The following is a 15490-nucleotide window of genomic DNA, read 5'->3' on the forward strand; positions in this document are numbered from 1 at the left end:
CCGCGGGCAGGTCCAGCTTGGTGAACACCGAGCGGACGTGCTTGTTCGCCGCGACCGTCGCCGCCGAGACGGGGGTGGCCGCGACGCTCGGCGTCGTGCTCGGCCTGGTGGTGGCCCTGCCGCCACTGGCCGCGGTGGCCTCGGGACTGTCCGCGGCGACCGGCACCGCGGTGGGGCCGGTGCTCGACATCGGGGTGACCGCCCTCGCCGCCGGCACCTGCGTGCTCGTCGCCGTCCTCGCCGGCGCGGTGACCGCGGCACGGACGTGAGCCGCCGCGGTGACCGCGGCACGGACATGACCATCAGCACCGGAATGCCGTCCTGGGCGGTCGGGGCGACGCCCAGGTGCTGATGATCATGCGGCCGTACCGGTCCGCGGGGAGCCGCACCGGGCGGCGACTACCCTGGTCGCCGTGGCACGCATCGTCGTCCTCGACTACGGCTCCGGGAACCTGCGCTCCGCCGAGCGCGCGCTCGAACGCGTCGGCGCGGACGTCACCGTGACCTCCGACTTCGACGCCGCGACCGAGGCCGACGGCCTCGTCGTCCCCGGGGTGGGTGCGTTCGCCGCCTGCATGAGGGGCCTGCACGCGGTGCGCGGCCCGCAGATCATCGGGCGTCGCCTGGCCGGCGGCCGCCCGGTGCTGGGGATCTGTGTCGGCATGCAGGTGATGTTCGAGCGGGGCGTGGAGTTCGACGAGGACACCGAGGGCTGCGGCGAGTGGCCCGGCACCGTCGAGCGGATCCAGGCCGACGTGCTGCCGCACATGGGCTGGAACACCGTCCGTACCCCGCAGGACAGCACGCTGTTCGCCGGGCTCGACGCGGACACCCGCTTCTACTTCGTGCACTCCTTCGGCGTGCGGCGCTGGACCCTGGAGCCCTCGCACGCGATCGCCCCGCCGAAGGTCACCTGGGCCCACCACGGCGAGGACGTCGTCGCCGCGGTGGAGAACGGGCCGCTGTCGGCGACCCAGTTCCACCCGGAGAAATCCGGCGACGCGGGCGCCGCGGTCCTGGAGAACTGGCTGCGGTCGGTCACGGGCTGAGCGGGCCGCCTGCTCAGGACGCGGCGAACACCGCGACCTCACTGCCGTCGGGCCGCGCGGTCACCGTGCCGCGCCGTCCGTGCAGGTGATCTCGACGGCCGGGCCCGAGCCGGGGTCGAACACCATCAGCCGCACGGAGCGGGCGCCGGGGACACCGGTCGCCCGAGGTGCGTCGGCGAGCAGGCCCGCGAGGGCGGTCGTGTCGAGGTCGCCCAGGTCGACGGTGCGCTGATCGGGGTCACGGGCGATCGCGGACACGACGTCGAGCCCGGTGAGCCCGGCCCCCGGCGTCCAGGTGTAGGTCCGGTCCGCGCGTGGGTTCCCCGGCTCGGCGATCCGGACCCCGCCGTCGTCGGGGCCGCGTACCGACAGCGAGTCGACGACGGTGCCACCCGAGACGCGGCGGACGGCCGCGACCAGCTCGGTCAGGCCCCGGTCGGTCCGCAGGTCGACCGACTCGACGACGGCCGGGGCGGTGACGGGGACGGGTGCGGCCGCCGTGGGAGGCGGCACCGGTGGCTGGTGCACCGGGCGGGAGACGACGGCGTGCGCGACGGCCGTCGCCGCGACCAGCGCGACGGCGACACCGATCCGCACCGGCCAGTAGCCCGGCGCGTCCCGGTCCCGCCGTGTGGGGGAGGCCGCCACGCTCCGGGACGGCTCCCGGCGTACTCGCGCGACCCCGGGAAGCTGCAGGTCCGCGGTGAGCGCGGTGAGGTCACCGATGTGCCCCGCCCGCAGCGCGGCGGCGATCCGGGTCCGGTGCTCGACGCCGTCGATCTGGCCCTCGGCGAAGGCGACGTCGAGCCGGTCGCAGGTCGCGGTCCGGTCGGAGTCACGGGCCCGCTTGCGGGAACGGAGGGAAGGCACGGCGGCGAGTGTGACGGCCGCGCACGACGACCGTGGCCGTTCCGCGGAACGCGCCTCAGCCCAGCGCGTACTCGCCGGAGCGCAGGTCGAACGTCACCGTCCGCCGGTCGTCGCGCAGCGCCTGCAGGACCTGCCCGACGAGAGTGCCGACGTCGGAGCCCTCCTTCAACCCCGACGGCACCGTCCCGGCGACGGCGCGGTCGGCGAGCCCGGTCCCGATGTGCGGCGGGCGGATGTCCAGCACCCGCACGCCCTGCCTGCGCACGCCACCGCGGGTCGCGGTCAGCCACGCCGACAGCGCCGCCTTCGACGCCGAGTAGGCGGCCATCCCCGGGGTGGGCACGTCGGCGAGGATCGCCGAGATCATCGCGAGGGTCCCGCCGCCGTCGGCCTTCGACGGGAAGCGGGCCAGCGCCGCCCGCCCGATCGCCATCGGGGCCTGCGCGTTCACCGTCAGCAGGTGCTCGGTGACGACGTCGTTCTCGGCCTCCTCGCCGAACCCGGCGACGCCGATCGCGACGAGCACCAGGTCCAGCCCGCCGAGCGCGTCGGCGGCCTCGTCGACGACGGCGGCGCAGCGCTCCAGGTCCAGCGCGTCGAGGGTGAACGTGGGCTCCCCGTCCGCCCCGGCGGGCTCGGTGCGGCCCGCGAGCGCGAGCGTCGCACCCTGGTCGCGCAGCGCCTCGGTGAGCGCGCCGCCCAGCACACCCGTCGCCCCGACCACCAGCGTCCGCGCCCCGGAGAGTTCCATGATCCGACGGTAGGGCGATCCGGCGACGGCCGCGCGCTCACCGCTGGCAGCGCGGGCACCACCACGTCTCGCGGCCGTGCGGGGTGCGTTCCGCCGGCGCGAACGCGACGGGGGCGCCGCAGCGGAGGCAGGGCCTGCGGTAGCGGCCGTACACGAAGTGCCGCGGCCGGACCCGTCCGGTGGTGTTCTGTGCCGGGTTGCGGACGACCGCGTCGCGCAGCAGCGCGCGGCCGTGCCCGAGGAGCGCGCCGGCGTCGTCGACCGCGGAGCACGCCCGCCACGGGGAGACCCGCTCCAGGAACAGCAGCTCCTGGGCCCACATGTTCCCCAGCCCGGCGACGACCCGCTGGTCCAGCAGCGCCGCCAGCACCGCCCGGCCGGGGTCGGCGCGCAGCCGGGCGAGGGCCGCGTCGCCGTCGAAGGTGTCGCCGAGCAGGTCGGGACCCAGGTGCCCGACGACGGTGTGCTCCTCGCGGGTCGGGAGCACGGCCAGCACCGGCAGCCCGATCCCGGCCAGGGTGCGGCCGTCGGCGAGGTGCAGCGCGATCCGCAGATCCGCCGCGACGTCGCGGGGGAGCCGCTTCCCGGGCCGCAGCACCGACCAGCGACCGGACATCCGCAGGTGCGAGTGCACGGTCCAGCCGTCGTCGGTACGGGCCAGCAGGTGCTTGCCGCGCGGCACCCAGCCGGTGATCGTCCGGCCGGACAGGTCGGCTCCGGCGTAGCGCGGGTGGCGCACGTCCGAGCGTGCGACGACCGCACCCGCGGTCGCGGAGTCCAGCCGCGCCGCGAGCCGGAAGATGCTGTCCCCCTCGGCCACCCCCGGAGGCTACGAGCGACGCGGATACGCTGGCGCGGTGAGCTTCACGTTGCTTCCCGCGGTGGACGTCGTCGACGGGCAGGCCGTCCGGCTGGTGCAGGGCGAGGCCGGCACCGAGACCGGCTACGGTTCGCCCCTGGAGGCGGCCATGACCTGGCAGGCCGGCGGTGCCGAGTGGGTCCACCTGGTGGACCTCGACGCCGCGTTCGGCCGTGGCTCGAACGCCGAGCTGCTGGCCGAGGTGGTCGGGAAGCTCGATCTGCGGGTCGAGCTGTCCGGCGGCATCCGCGACGACGAGTCCCTGGAGCGCGCGCTGTCCACCGGCGCGGCCCGGCTCAACCTCGGGACCGCGGCGCTGGAGCAGCCCGAGTGGTGCCGTCGGGTCCTCGCCGAGCACGGCGAGAAGATCGCGATCGGGTTCGACGTCAAGATGATCGACGGTCGACGCCGGGTCGCCGGCCGCGGCTGGACCTCCGACGGCGGCGACCTCTGGGAGGTCCTCGCCCGCCTCGACGCCGACGGCGCGACCCGCTACATCGTCACCGACGTCTCCAAGGACGGCACCCTCCAGGGCCCGAACGTCGAGCTGCTGACCGAGGTCGCGCACGCCACGACCGCGCCGGTCATCGCGTCGGGAGGGATCTCCGAGGTGTCCGACCTGACCCGGCTCGCGGAGGTCGCCGCGACCGGTGTCGGCATCGAGGGCTCGATCATCGGCAAGGCGCTCTACGCCGGCCGGTTCACCCTGCCCGAGGCACTGGCGGCGGTGGCGGCGGTGAGCGTCTGATGGGCGTCGCGGTCCGCGTCATCCCCTGTCTGGACGTCGACGCCGGGCGGGTGGTGAAGGGCGTCAACTTCCGGGAGCTGCGCGACGCCGGGGACCCGGTGGAGATGGCCCGTGTGTACGACTCCGAGGGCGCCGACGAGCTGACCTTCCTCGACGTCACCGCCTCCTCCTCGGAGCGCGGGACGATGATCGACGTGGTGCGTCGTACCGCCGAGCAGGTGTTCATCCCGCTGACCGTCGGCGGCGGCATCCGCACCCCGGACGACGTCGACCGGATGCTCCGCGCGGGCGCGGACAAGGTGTCGGTGAACACCGCCGCGATCGCCCGGCCCACGCTGCTGCACGAGATGTCGCGCCGCTTCGGCAGCCAGTGCATCGTGCTGTCGGTGGACGCCCGCCGGGTGCCGGAGGGGGAGCGGCCGCAGCCGTCGGGCTGGGAGGTCACCACGCACGGCGGGCGCCGCTCCGCCGGGATCGACGCCGTCGAGTGGGCCGAGCGCGGCCAGGAGCTCGGGGTCGGGGAGATCCTGCTGAACTCGATGGACGCCGACGGCACCCGCGCCGGGTTCGACCTGGACATGCTGACCGCGGTCCGCAAGGTCGTCGACGTCCCGGTGATCGCCTCCGGCGGTGCCGGAGCGGTCGAGCACTTCGCCCCGGCCGTGCGGGCCGGAGCGGACGCGGTGCTGGCCGCCAGCGTGTTCCACTTCGGTCAGCTGCGGATCGGCGAGGTCAAGGACGCGCTGCGCGCGGAGGGGGTCGAGATCCGATGACCACACAGGACACCCGGGTCGGCGCCGGTGAGTCCGCGCTCGACCCGGGCATCGCGGCCCGCCTCAAGCGCGACGCCGACGGGCTGGTCTGCGCCGTGGTGCAGTCCCGCGCCGGTGAGGTGCTGATGGTCGGCTGGATGGACGACGAGGCGCTGCACCGCACCCTGACCACCGGCCGGGGGACCTACTGGTCGCGGTCGCGGCAGGAGTACTGGGTCAAGGGGGCCACCTCCGGGCACGTCCAGCACGTGCACGAGGTGCGGCTCGACTGCGACGGCGACGCGGTGCTCGTGGTCGTCGACCAGGAGGGGCCTGCGTGCCACACCGGCACCCGGACCTGCTTCGACACCGACGTCCTGCTCGCCGGGGGCGGCGCCGGGGTGTGAGTTCCCCGGTGCGACGACGGGGCGGATCGGGCACCCTCGGGAGATGGATCCCGAGGACAACGCGCAGGACTGCCACGACCCGCGTGCCCGCTGGCGGACCATGCCCGAGCCGGTTCGTCCGGAGCAGTGGGTCGCCGAGCACGACACGGACCCGATCCCGGAGTCGCTGGCCGAGGCCGAGGCCCGCCGCGAGGAGCAGGAACGGACCTACCTCGTGACCCGGCTCGGGTGCGGCGGCGGGATCTGACCGCTCACGGGTGCGCCGGCGGCATCGGTGGCGGCTGGGCGGGCGCCGAGGTGACCCACCGGATCCCGGCGGTGATCGCGTGCCCACCGGCCCGCACCACGGTCGCCTCGGCGACGGGCAGCCAGGGCAGGCGCAGCGGCAGCCGCGTCCAGCGCGGCATCAGCCCCACCGACGCGGCGGCCAGCACCGAGTACGGCACCCGCGCCGACAGCGGCAGCGGCGGCTCCCACAGCAGGAACCGGGCGGCGTCGCGGGCGGCGGGGGTCCCGGCCAGCTCGGGCCGGTACCCGTCGAGCTGCGCCCGCAGCTCCGCGGTGGACTCGGGCGGGTCGGGCACGCCCAGCTTCCGGGCGACGAGCGCGGTGTCGGCGACGTAGGCGTCGCGCCCGGCGGCGTCGAGCGGGGTGGTGCCGTAGCGGTCGTGTGCGGTGAGGAAGCTGTCGATCTCGGCGATGTGCACCCAGCGGAGCAGGTGCGGGTCCGACGCCGAGTACGGCCGCCCGTCCGGCGCCGTCCCGCGGACGTGGACGTGGGCCCGCTGGATCCGCGCGATCACCCGCTCGGCCTCCTCGGCCGGGCCGAACGTCGTCGCGGCCAGGAAGTAGGAGGTGCGCTGCAGCCGTCCCCACGGGTCGCCCCGGAACCCGGAGTGCCCGGCGACCCCGGCCATGGCCAGCGGGTGCAGCGACTGCAGCAGCAGCGCCCGCAGCCCGCCGACGAACATCGACGCGTCGCCGTGCACGGTGCGGATCGCGGCGTCCTCGGGGAACCAGCGCGGGCCCTCGGCGCCGAGCACGCGGGCCCGGCGGCCGGAGCCCTCGTCCCCGGCGACCCGGCTGAACACCGCCGAGCCGACCCGCGAGCGCAGGGCCGCGAGCCGGTCGGTGACGGCGTCGGGGAGCCGGGCGGACAGATCGACCATGGCCCCAGTGTGCGGTCGGGCCGGGACGGCGGCCACCGCTCCTGCGCGGTCGTCGGTCAGGCGCCGACTCCCACCTCGTCGGAACGGCGGGACCGGGTGACGGCCAGAGACCCGGTCACGCAGATGAGGAGGTTGGCCGCGAGACCGACCAGCCCGGCGCTCGACGTCTCCTCCTCCCGCAACCGGGAGCCGGCGGGACGGACGCCGCAGACCGTCGCGCCGGTCATCCGGCACGAGGCCAGGTGACGGCGACCAGCGCCGCCACGGCGAGCGCGAACCCGGAGAGCAGGCCCGCCAGGTTCCCGAGCCCGTACGCCGCGGCCCCCGCGGCCGACAGCGGTGAGCCGCCCATCGTCGTGGCCGCGGTCCACAGCCCGTCGGCGAACGGGACGGCACTGCCCGTCCACGCGGCGAGGACCGCGAGCGGCCCGCCCGTGCCTCGGACCAGCGCGGCGGCGCCCCCGATCCCGGCCACGGCGACGGCGGCGACCACCACACCCTGCACCAGCAGCGGCACCGAGCCGGACAGGACCCCGTACGCGACGCCGAGCCCGGCGCCGAGCACACCGGTCACCGCACCGCCGCCGAGCAGTACCCGTCCCAGCTCGGGGGCGGGTCCGGCGGGCCGTGGCCCGGAGCCCCACCGCTCGCGGGCCAGCAGGGCGAACGCGGCCAGCAGGAACACCCCCTGCCAGGCGAACCCGCCGTAGACCGTCGGCCGCACCCACGGTTCCATACCCGTGCCCGCGGTGTCGGGGAACAGCAGCGTCAGCGGGAACGAGACGAGCGCGATCGGTGCCAGCAGGCCGGTCGCGACCCAGGCCGGGAGCAGCACCACCACCGCCGGGGCGCGCAATGGGTACCGCGACCCGAGTGTCACGGCCACCGCGACCAGGCACAGGTCCAGGCCCACGGTGATGGCGTTGAGCAGGGCCATCGACCCTCCCGCGACCAGGGCGGGGTCGCTCAGCCCGACCGGGTGACCGGTCAGCCAGGCGGTCTTGAGGGCGAGGTAGGGCAGGGTCCCGGCGGCGGCTGCGGCGCCCAGGGCGCGGCGCGGGCGGCGGGTGTCCGGCGGGGCCGGAAGGTCGGTGGTCGTCATGGCGTCCACGGTCCGGCGCCGGCGCCCGCGGCGGATCCCGCCTGCGAGGGGGACCGGCTCCCCCGCGCGAGGGAGCCGGGCACCCGCCCCGGTCTGCGACGATCGGCGGGTGGAGATCGCCGTCGCCGCGCGCCGCGCCGTGCACTGCCTGCTCGGGGCGGTCATCGGGCTGCCCTACGTCGCGGTGGCGTGGCTCGTGGCGGGCACCGGCGCGGCCGCAGGGCCCGCGGTGGCGCTCGCGCTGGGCGTGCCGGCCGTCGTCGTGGGGGCGGGGGTGCTGGTGCTGCCGGGTGTGCGGGAGCTGGCGACCACGGCCGCCCGCACCCTGCTCGACGCCGACCTCCCCGACCCACGCGGCGGCGGACGGCTGCGAGGTGCGGCCTGGATGCTGCTCGCGGTGCTCATGGGCGCGGTGGGTGCCGCCGCCGTCCTGTGGCTGGTCCCGACCGCGGTCGCGCTGCTGCAGGCGCCCTGGGTGCTGCGGTCGCCGCTGCCGACCGGGACAGCCGCCTGGTGGTGCCCGCCCGCGGCGGTGGCGGCCGTGCTGCTCGCCGCGGCCGTCCCGGCGGGACTGGGCGTGGTGCAGGCCCGCTTCGCGGCCCGCGTCCTCGGCCCGACCCCCGCCGAGCGCCTGGCCGCCGAGCTGGACCGGGAACGGCGCCGGGCCGAGCAGCGGGCCGCACGGGACCGGCTGGCGGGGGAGCTGCACGACTCGGTGGGCCACGCGCTGACCGTGACGACGCTGCAGGCCGGAGCGGCCGCGGAGCTGCTGGACAGTGACCCGGCGTTCGTCCGGCGGGCGCTGGCCGCGATCGCCGACACCGGCCGGGCCGCCCTCGACGACCTCGACCACGTCCTCGGGCTGTTGGCGCGCGACCCCGACGCGGTGCCGGTCGACCCGCCCGGCCCGACCGGCCACGGGGGCCCGGGCCACACGCCCGGTCCCGCCGGCTCCCCGGGGCCCGCCGGGACCGACCGTCCTGCCGCGGACCTCGACGACCTCAGCACCCTGCTCGCGGGTGTCCGAGCCGCGGGGGCCGACCTGACCGCCACGGTGGACGACGGCCCGCCGGTCCCCGGCACGGTCTCGCGCGAGGCGTACCGGCTGGCCCGCGAGGCGCTGACCAACGCGCTGCGTCACGCAGGACCGGGCCCGGTCGTGCTCGTCCTGCGCCGCGCCGGGGGCGGGCTGACCCTGACCGTCATCAGCCCGCTCGGCCCACCCGTCCCGCCCCGCGACGGCGGCGGGCGCGGTCTGGCCGGCGCCGCCGCCCGGGTCGCGCTGCTCGGGGGCGGGCTCGACGCCGGCCCGCGCGGCGGTCACTGGGTGCTGCACGCCCGGCTGCCCGGTCCCGGGGCCCACAGCGGGACCGACGACCGGCGCGGCGGAGCACGCGCGGCGGGACCGTCGCGGTAGGACGGACCGGAACGGGTCCGGTGGCGGGGAGGGGGAACGGTGACGAACGGCGAGACCTTCGGGATCCTGCTGGTCGACGACGAGGAGCTGATCCGCGCCGGGCTGCGGGCGGTGCTCGACGCCGACCCCGGCCTACGGGTGCTGGGCGAGGCCGCCGACGGCGCCGAGGTGCCCGGCCTCGTCGCGCGCCTGCGCCCCGACGTCGTACTGATGGACGTGCGGATGCCGGCCGTCGACGGCCTCACCGCCACCCGCGCGCTGCTGCGCGCCCCCGACCCACCCCGGGTGCTGGTGCTCACCACGTTCGGCCACGACCGGTACGTCCTCGACGCGATGCGGGCGGGTGCGAGCGGCTTCCTGCTCAAGCGCACCCCGCCGCGGGAGATCGTCCGTGCGGTGCACACCGTCGCCGCGGGGGAGTCGGTCCTGTTCCCCTCGGCTCTGCGTGAGCTCGTCGCGGGCTTCGCCGGCGACGGCGGCGACCGGCTCGCCGGGGCCGGGCTCACCGTGCGGGAGGGCGAGGTGCTCACGCTGATGGCCCGTGGGCTGTCCAACGCCGAGATCGCCGCGGACCTGTACCTGGGGGTGGAGACGGTGAAGACCCACGTGGCCGGGGTGCTCGCGAAGACCGGCTCGCGGGACCGGACCCAGGCCGTCGTCGCCGCCTACTCCTCGGGGTTCGTCGACCCCAGGTTCCCGGTCAGGTAGCGCTGCACGGTCGGGCCGACGGCGGCCACGACCTCCTCGCGCGGCGCCGAGGCCAGCGGCTCCAGCCGCACGACGTAGCGGATCATGCCCAGCCCGATCAGCTGCGAGGCGACCAGCGCGCCGCGCTCGTCGGGCCGGTCGGGGGAGTGCACCCGGGTGACCGGGACCAGGATGGCCTTGCCGACGAACTCGCGCAGCATCCGGGCAGCCGCCTCGTGCCCGGCGACGCTGCGCAGCATCGCCGCCATGGGGGCGCCGCCGCCGGTGTCCCACACGGTGAGGAACGTGCGCACGATCCGCTCGCCGACGGCGTCCTGCGGACCGCTCAGCACGCGCTCGCGGACCTGTTCGGGCTCGATCGGCAGGTCGAGCGCGGCGAGGAACAGCTTCTCCTTGCCGCCGAACCAGTGGTTGACCATGGCCGGGTCCACCTCGGCGCGCTCGGCGATCCGGCGGACCGTGGCCCCCTCGAACCCGCGGTCGGCGAACTCGGTCCGGGCGGCCGCGAGCAGCCCGGCACGGGTGTCCGCGCCGCCGGACCGGCGACCGCGCCGCCGGGGCGGCGCACCCGGGTCCGGGGGTGAGGGGGCGCTCGGATCGGTCATGCGCCCCATCCTCACCCGCGCGAGGGCGGCCGTCACTGCTCGGGGACAATGAGTCGCATGACCCAGCGGACCCAGCACGCATCCGGTGGCGCGACGACGGCCGGGGCCGCCGCCCCCGCGGCCGCGGCCCTGGGCGCGGTGAGCCCCACCCGTGCGGAGTTCCGGGAGCTGGCCCGCGCGCACCGGGTCATCCCGGTGACCCGCCGGCTGCTGGCCGACGACGAGACCCCGGTCGGGGTGTACCGCAAGCTCGCGGGTGAGCGCACCGGCACGTTCCTGCTGGAGTCCGCCGAGAACGGCCGTTCCTGGTCGCGCTGGTCGTTCGTGGGTGCCCGCAGCGCCGCCGCGCTCACCGCCGTCGACGGCGAGCTGGTCTGGACCGGGGAGGTCCCCGACGGCCTGCCCACCACCGGTGACCCGCTGGACGCACTGCGCACCGTGGTCACCGAGCTGCACTCCGAGCCGCTGCCCGGTCTGCCGCCGCTGACCGGTGGCATGGTCGGCTACCTCGGCTACGACATCGTCCGTCGCGTCGAGCGCATCGCCGACCCCGACGACCCGGCCGTCGACGACCTGGCGCTGCCCGAGCTGGTCATGCTGCTCGCGACCGACCTGGCCGCGCTCGACCACCACGAGGGGACCGTCACCCTGATCGCGAACGCGATCAACTGGGACGCCACCGACGAGCGCGTGGACGCCGCCTACGACGACGCGGTCGCCCGGCTGGACCGGATGACCGGTGAGCTGGCGGTGCCCTCGCCCAGCTCGGTGGCCGTCTACACCCCGACCCGGCCGGAGTTCCTGCGCCGCCGCACCCCCGAGCAGCACCACGCCGCGATCGAGGACGCGAAGGAGCAGATCCGGGCGGGCGAGGCGTTCCAGATCGTGCTGTCGCAGCGCTTCGAGATGGAGTGTTCCGCCGACCCGCTCGAGGTCTACCGGATCCTGCGCACCACCAACCCCAGCCCGTACATGTACCTGTTGCGCCTCGACGACGCCGCGGGCGGTGAGCCGTTCTCCATCGTCGGGTCCAGCCCGGAGGCGCTGGTCAGCGTGCTCGACGGGCGCGCCACCACGCACCCGATCGCGGGTACCCGCTGGCGGGGGGCGACCGACGAGGAGGACCAGCTCCTGGAGAAGGAGCTGCGCGGCGACGAGAAGGAGCGCGCCGAGCACCTGATGCTCGTCGACCTCGGCCGCAACGACCTGGGCCGGGTCTGCGAGCCGGGCACGGTCACCGTGCGGAACTTCTTCGAGATCGAGCGCTACAGCCACGTGATGCACCTGGTGTCGACGGTGACCGGGCTGCTGCGCGGGGACCGCACCGCGTTCGACGCCGTCGTCGCCTGCTTCCCCGCAGGCACCCTGTCCGGGGCGCCGAAGGTCCGGGCGATGCAGGTCATCGACCGGCTGGAGCCGACCCGGCGCGGCCAGTACGGCGGCATCGTCGGCTACCTGGACTTCGCGGGCAACGCCGACACCGCGATCGCCATCCGCACCGCGATGATCCGGGGCGGCACCGCCTACGTGCAGGCGGGTGGCGGGATCGTCGCCGACTCCGACCCGGCCGCGGAGGACCTGGAGTGCCTGAACAAGGCCCGGGCGGTGCTCTCGGCCGTCGCGGCGGCGGGTTCCATGTCACCCCCGCCGGCCCCGGAGAGCCCGTGACGGCGCCCGGCGACGACGGGGCCGTCGCGACCGCGGCGACCCGCACCGACCGGCGGGCACTCGGCCTGACCGTGCTCGGCCTGCTGCTCGGCGCCGGGGCCCTGTGGGGCGCCGGCGCCGCCGAGTGGTTCGTGCTGGAGGTACCCACCGCCACCCGGGGCACCGTCGAGCTCGGTGCCACCGGCGCGCAGCTGCAGCCGGCGGTCACGGCGGTCGCCGCGCTGTTGGTGGCGGCCGTCGCCGCGCTGGTCGCCCTGTCCGGGATCGCCCGTCGGGTGCTCGGCGTGCTGGTCGGGCTCGCCGGAGCGGCCGCGGTGGTGCTGACCCTGCGGCTGGTGGCCGTCCCGCCGACGGCGGTGGTGCTGGCCTCGGCCCGTTCCGGGCTCACCGCCCCGAACGCCCCGGCCGGCTCCGGTGCGGTCTCGGCCACGCCGTGGCCCTGGCTGGCCGTCGTCGGCGGGGTCGTCGCGCTCGCCGCGGCGGTGCTGCTGGTGGTCCGCGAGCCGCGGCTGCCGCGGCTCGGCGCCCGGTACGCCGCACCGGGGACGCAGGCGGCCACCACACCGACCGATCCCGACCGGGCGGCCTGGGAACGGCTCGACGCCGGCGGTGACCCGACCGTCGGCCCGCGTGAGGGGGAGAACTAGCATGACCTCGACATCCGGGCGACGCGCGAGCGGAGGAGGAGTCGGCCCTGTGAGCACTACGGGCACTGCCGGTACTGCCGGACACCCGAACGGGACACCGGGTCGCGTACCCAGCGTCCTGGAGTCCATCGTGGACGGGGTCCGGGAGGACCTCGCCGAGCGCGAGAGCGCGGTCGACTTCGCCGAGATCAAACGCCGGGCCGCGGCCGCGCCGCCGCCGCGGGACGCGATGGCGGCCCTGCGCGAGCCGGGCGTCGGCGTCATCGCCGAGGTGAAGCGGGCCAGCCCCTCGAAGGGGGCGCTCGCCGACATCCCCGATCCGGCCGACCTCGCCGAGGCCTACTCCACCAACGGGGCGCGGGTCATCAGCGTGCTCACCGAGCAGCGCCGGTTCGGCGGTTCGCTGGCCGACTTCGACGCGGTCCGCGCCCGGGTCGACACCCCGCTGCTGCGCAAGGACTTCGTCGTCACGCCCTACCAGGTGCACGAGGCGCGGGCGCACGGCGCGGACGTCGTGCTGCTGATCGTCGCCGCGCTGGAGCAGCCGGTGCTCGCCTCGCTGCTGGACCGGGTCGAGTCCCTCGGGATGACCCCGCTGGTCGAGGTGCACACCGAGGAGGAGTGCGACCGCGCGCTGGAGGCCGGGGCCACGCTGATCGGCGTGAACGCCCGCAACCTGCACACCCTCGAGGTCAACCGCTCGGTCTTCGGCGAGATCGCGCCCGGCCTGCCGTCGCACGTCCTCAAGGTCGCCGAGTCCGGCGTCCGCAGCCCCGGTGACCTGCTCACCTACGCCGGCTGGGGAGCCGACGCCGTGCTGGTCGGCGAGGGTCTGGTGACCAGCGGGGACCCGGCGGCCGCGGTCCGCGGGCTGGTCGCGGCCGGGTTCCACCCGTCCTGCAGCCGCAACGGCGGCTGAGCCGTGCTCGTCACGCTCGCCGCGGCGCTGCCCGCCTCGATCCCCAGCCCGGACCGTGGCGTCTGGCACCTCGGCCCGATCCCGGTCCGGGCCTACGCGCTGTGCATCATCGCCGGCATCGCCGTCGCCCTGTGGTGGGGCGAGCGGCGGCTGCAGGCGCGCGGCGGGCGGGCCGGGACGGTGCTCGACGTCGCGGTGTGGGCGGTCCCGTTCGGCCTGCTCGGCGGGCGGCTCTACCACGTCGCCACCGACTGGCGGACCTACTTCGGTCCCGGCGGCGACCCGTGGGGTGCGCTGGAGATCTGGAACGGCGGGCTCGGGATCTGGGGTGCCATCACCCTGGGCGGGGTCGGCGCCTGGATCGGCTGCCGTCGTCACGGTGTCCCGCTGCCGCTGTTCGCCGACGCGGTCGCGCCCGGCATCATCGTCGCCCAGGCGGTCGGCCGGCTCGGCAACTGGTTCAACCAGGAGCTCTACGGCGGCCCGACCACCCTGCCCTGGGGGCTGGAGATCTACCGCCGGGTGGACCCGGGGACCGGGCTCGAGGACCCGCTCGGCGGCGTCGCGCTGGACCCGACGCCGATCGCGGTCGTGCACCCCACGTTCCTCTACGAGCTGCTGTGGAACCTGGTCGTGGCCGCGCTGATCGTGCTGGCCGACCGCCGGTTCCGGCTCGGGCACGGCCGGGTCTTCGCGCTCTACGTCGCGGGCTACACCCTCGGCCGGTTCTTCATCGAGCTGATGCGTACCGACCCCGCGACCCGGGTCTTCGGCGACGTCCGGATCAATGTCGTCGTCGCCGCCGTCGTGTTCATCGGGGCGGTGCTGTACGTCGCGTTCGCCCGGCGCGGGCGCGAGGAGTTCGTCGCGCCCGCGCCGGAGGACACCGTCGGGCCGGACGGCGCTGCCGGGTCGGAGCGCGCTGCCGGGCCGGAGAGCGCTGCCGGGCAGGAGAGCGCTGTCGCGCCGGAGCGCACCGTCGGGCAGGACGGCACCGTCGCGCCGGGGAAGCCCCAGGCGCGCGAGGACGCGTGAGCGCGTTCGCGGGCTTCGGCGACGGCGCCGTCGAGTTCTACGACGGCCTGCTCGCCGACAACTCCCGGGCGTACTGGACCGACCAGCGCGAGGTCTACGAGGCCGACGTCCGCGGCCCGATGCTGGCGCTGCTCGCCGACCTCGAGCCGGAGTTCGGGGCGGGCAAGGTCTTCCGGCCCTACCGGGACGTCCGGTTCGCCGCGGACAAGACGCCGTACAAGACCCACTGCGGCGGCTTCACCGAGCCGTTCTACGTCGAGGTGTCCGCGGAGGGGATGCTGGCCGCCGGCGGCTACTACTTCATGGCGCCCGACCAGCTGACCCGCTACCGGGAGAGTGTCGACGACGAGCGCCGCGGCGAGGACCTGCGGTCCCGCCTGGAGACCGCGCGGGCCGCCGGCCTCACCGTCGACGGCACGACCCTCGCGACCCGCCCGCGCGGCACCGACCCCGACCACCCGAGGTTGGAGCTGTTGCGGCACAAGGGGCTCTTCGTGTCGCGACGCTGGGCGCCGGACGACGTGCTGCACGGGCCGCGGGCCCGTGACCGCGTCCGCACGGTGTGGCGGGCGTCCCGGCCGGTCACCGAGTGGCTCGACGACCACGTCGGGCCCAGCGAGCTCCCGCGCCGCTGATCCGCCGCTGGTCCGTCGCGGGCCCGCCGTCCGCGCCGCGTCGCGCCGCCCGGCCGCTGCGTCCCCGTCCGGCCGCGGGGTCCCGCGGGGCCGGCGTGTTCCCGCCGGGCCGGCGGGGTCCCGCGGGGCCGGCGCGTTCCCGCGGGGCC

The 15490-nt window shown here is 76.2% G+C and carries 20 protein-coding genes; 13 read left to right on the plus strand and 7 right to left on the minus strand.

Going from position 1 to position 15490, the window contains the following annotated elements; translation table 11 throughout:
* Nucleotides 1–20: 20 nt before the first annotated feature.
* Nucleotides 21–269: a hypothetical protein gene (locus KPF47_RS02115; protein ID WP_224386839.1), complete on the plus strand. Its 249-nt coding sequence runs from the start codon at nt 21–23 to the stop codon at nt 267–269.
* A 144-nt stretch (nt 270–413) separates the two neighbouring features.
* Nucleotides 414–1049, plus strand: a complete 636-nt coding sequence (hisH, locus tag KPF47_RS02120; protein WP_224386491.1) for an imidazole glycerol phosphate synthase subunit HisH — start codon at nt 414–416, stop codon at nt 1047–1049.
* Nucleotides 1050–1109: 60 nt separating this feature from the next.
* Here the strand turns inward: hisH and KPF47_RS02125 are convergent, their stop codons facing one another.
* From KPF47_RS02125 to KPF47_RS02135, 3 genes are read right to left on the minus strand one after another with little or no spacing between them, the layout of a single operon-like run.
* A complete protein-coding gene (locus KPF47_RS02125; protein ID WP_224386492.1) occupies nt 1110–1919 on the minus strand; it encodes a DUF1707 domain-containing protein in 810 nt (269 codons plus the stop codon).
* A 55-nt stretch (nt 1920–1974) separates the two neighbouring features.
* Nucleotides 1975–2670: an SDR family oxidoreductase gene (locus KPF47_RS02130; RefSeq protein WP_224386493.1), complete on the minus strand. Its 696-nt coding sequence runs from the start codon at nt 2668–2670 to the stop codon at nt 1975–1977.
* A 37-nt stretch (nt 2671–2707) separates the two neighbouring features.
* Nucleotides 2708–3490 (minus strand): DNA-formamidopyrimidine glycosylase family protein, encoded by a 783-nt coding sequence (locus KPF47_RS02135; RefSeq protein ID WP_224386494.1) that lies wholly within the window; start codon nt 3488–3490, stop codon nt 2708–2710.
* Nucleotides 3491–3527: 37 nt separating this feature from the next.
* On the opposite strand from KPF47_RS02135, the gene priA reads away from it, so the two are divergent.
* The 4 genes from priA to KPF47_RS02155 are packed head-to-tail and all read left to right on the plus strand — an operon-like array spanning nt 3528 to nt 5683.
* The gene (gene priA / locus KPF47_RS02140) at nt 3528–4277 is read left to right on the plus strand and encodes a bifunctional 1-(5-phosphoribosyl)-5-((5-phosphoribosylamino)methylideneamino)imidazole-4-carboxamide isomerase/phosphoribosylanthranilate isomerase PriA (protein WP_224386495.1); all 750 of its coding nucleotides are present in this window, start codon (nt 3528–3530) and stop codon (nt 4275–4277) included.
* Nucleotides 4277–5050 carry an imidazole glycerol phosphate synthase subunit HisF gene (hisF, locus tag KPF47_RS02145; protein WP_224386496.1) on the plus strand — a complete coding sequence of 258 codons (774 nt, stop codon included), beginning with the start codon at nt 4277–4279 and terminating at the stop codon, nt 5048–5050. Before priA ends, hisF begins: the two co-directional genes overlap by 1 nt.
* Complete coding sequence (gene hisI, locus KPF47_RS02150) at nt 5047–5436, plus strand: phosphoribosyl-AMP cyclohydrolase (protein WP_224386497.1); 390 nt, start codon at nt 5047–5049, stop codon at nt 5434–5436. The genes hisF and hisI overlap by 4 nt, the downstream gene beginning before the upstream one ends.
* 43 nt (nt 5437–5479) lie before the next feature.
* A complete protein-coding gene (locus KPF47_RS02155) occupies nt 5480–5683 on the plus strand; it encodes a hypothetical protein (RefSeq protein WP_224386498.1) in 204 nt (67 codons plus the stop codon).
* Nucleotides 5684–5687: 4 nt separating this feature from the next.
* Here the strand turns inward: KPF47_RS02155 and KPF47_RS02160 are convergent, their stop codons facing one another.
* The 3 genes from KPF47_RS02160 to KPF47_RS02170 are packed head-to-tail and all read right to left on the minus strand — an operon-like array spanning nt 5688 to nt 7707.
* Nucleotides 5688–6605: an oxygenase MpaB family protein gene (locus KPF47_RS02160; protein ID WP_224386499.1), complete on the minus strand. Its 918-nt coding sequence runs from the start codon at nt 6603–6605 to the stop codon at nt 5688–5690.
* Nucleotides 6606–6661: 56 nt separating this feature from the next.
* On the minus strand, nt 6662–6832 hold the full coding sequence (locus KPF47_RS02165) for a hypothetical protein (protein ID WP_224386500.1): 171 nt from the start codon (nt 6830–6832) through the stop codon (nt 6662–6664).
* A complete protein-coding gene (locus KPF47_RS02170) occupies nt 6829–7707 on the minus strand; it encodes a hypothetical protein (RefSeq protein WP_224386501.1) in 879 nt (292 codons plus the stop codon). Before KPF47_RS02170 ends, KPF47_RS02165 begins: the two co-directional genes overlap by 4 nt.
* A gap of 109 nt (nt 7708–7816) precedes the next feature.
* Here KPF47_RS02170 and KPF47_RS02175 point away from each other — a divergent pair, with 109 nt between their 5' ends.
* Both KPF47_RS02175 and KPF47_RS02180 read left to right on the plus strand, forming a co-directional pair.
* A complete protein-coding gene (locus KPF47_RS02175) occupies nt 7817–9124 on the plus strand; it encodes a histidine kinase (RefSeq protein WP_224386502.1) in 1308 nt (435 codons plus the stop codon).
* Nucleotides 9125–9163: 39 nt separating this feature from the next.
* Entirely contained in the window at nt 9164–9832 is a 669-nt protein-coding gene (locus KPF47_RS02180) for a response regulator transcription factor (protein WP_224386503.1), read from the plus strand.
* Here KPF47_RS02180 and KPF47_RS02185 read toward each other — a convergent pair.
* The gene (locus tag KPF47_RS02185) at nt 9790–10437 is read right to left on the minus strand and encodes a TetR family transcriptional regulator (RefSeq protein WP_224386504.1); all 648 of its coding nucleotides are present in this window, start codon (nt 10435–10437) and stop codon (nt 9790–9792) included. The two genes, KPF47_RS02180 and KPF47_RS02185, sit on opposite strands and share 43 nt — an antisense overlap.
* A gap of 57 nt (nt 10438–10494) precedes the next feature.
* Between KPF47_RS02185 and KPF47_RS02190 the strand changes: the two genes are divergently transcribed.
* The 5 genes from KPF47_RS02190 (at nt 10495) to KPF47_RS02210 (ending at nt 15341) form a co-directional block, all read left to right on the plus strand.
* Nucleotides 10495–12105, plus strand: coding sequence for an anthranilate synthase component I (locus KPF47_RS02190; protein WP_224386505.1), 1611 nt, complete (start codon nt 10495–10497; stop codon nt 12103–12105).
* On the plus strand, nt 12102–12752 hold the full coding sequence (locus KPF47_RS02195) for a Trp biosynthesis-associated membrane protein (protein WP_224386506.1): 651 nt from the start codon (nt 12102–12104) through the stop codon (nt 12750–12752). Before KPF47_RS02190 ends, KPF47_RS02195 begins: the two co-directional genes overlap by 4 nt.
* Nucleotides 12753–12870: 118 nt before the next feature.
* Nucleotides 12871–13671, plus strand: a complete 801-nt coding sequence (trpC, locus tag KPF47_RS02200; RefSeq protein WP_224386805.1) for an indole-3-glycerol phosphate synthase TrpC — start codon at nt 12871–12873, stop codon at nt 13669–13671.
* A gap of 3 nt (nt 13672–13674) precedes the next feature.
* A complete protein-coding gene (gene lgt, locus KPF47_RS02205) occupies nt 13675–14706 on the plus strand; it encodes a prolipoprotein diacylglyceryl transferase (RefSeq protein WP_224386507.1) in 1032 nt (343 codons plus the stop codon).
* Entirely contained in the window at nt 14703–15341 is a 639-nt protein-coding gene (locus KPF47_RS02210; RefSeq protein ID WP_224386508.1) for a DUF2461 domain-containing protein, read from the plus strand. The genes lgt and KPF47_RS02210 overlap by 4 nt, the downstream gene beginning before the upstream one ends.
* Nucleotides 15342–15490: the final 149 nt, after the last annotated feature.

The organism is Pseudonocardia sp. ICBG1293 (assembly GCF_020131355.1).
Taxonomy (GTDB): domain Bacteria; phylum Actinomycetota; class Actinomycetes; order Mycobacteriales; family Pseudonocardiaceae; genus Pseudonocardia.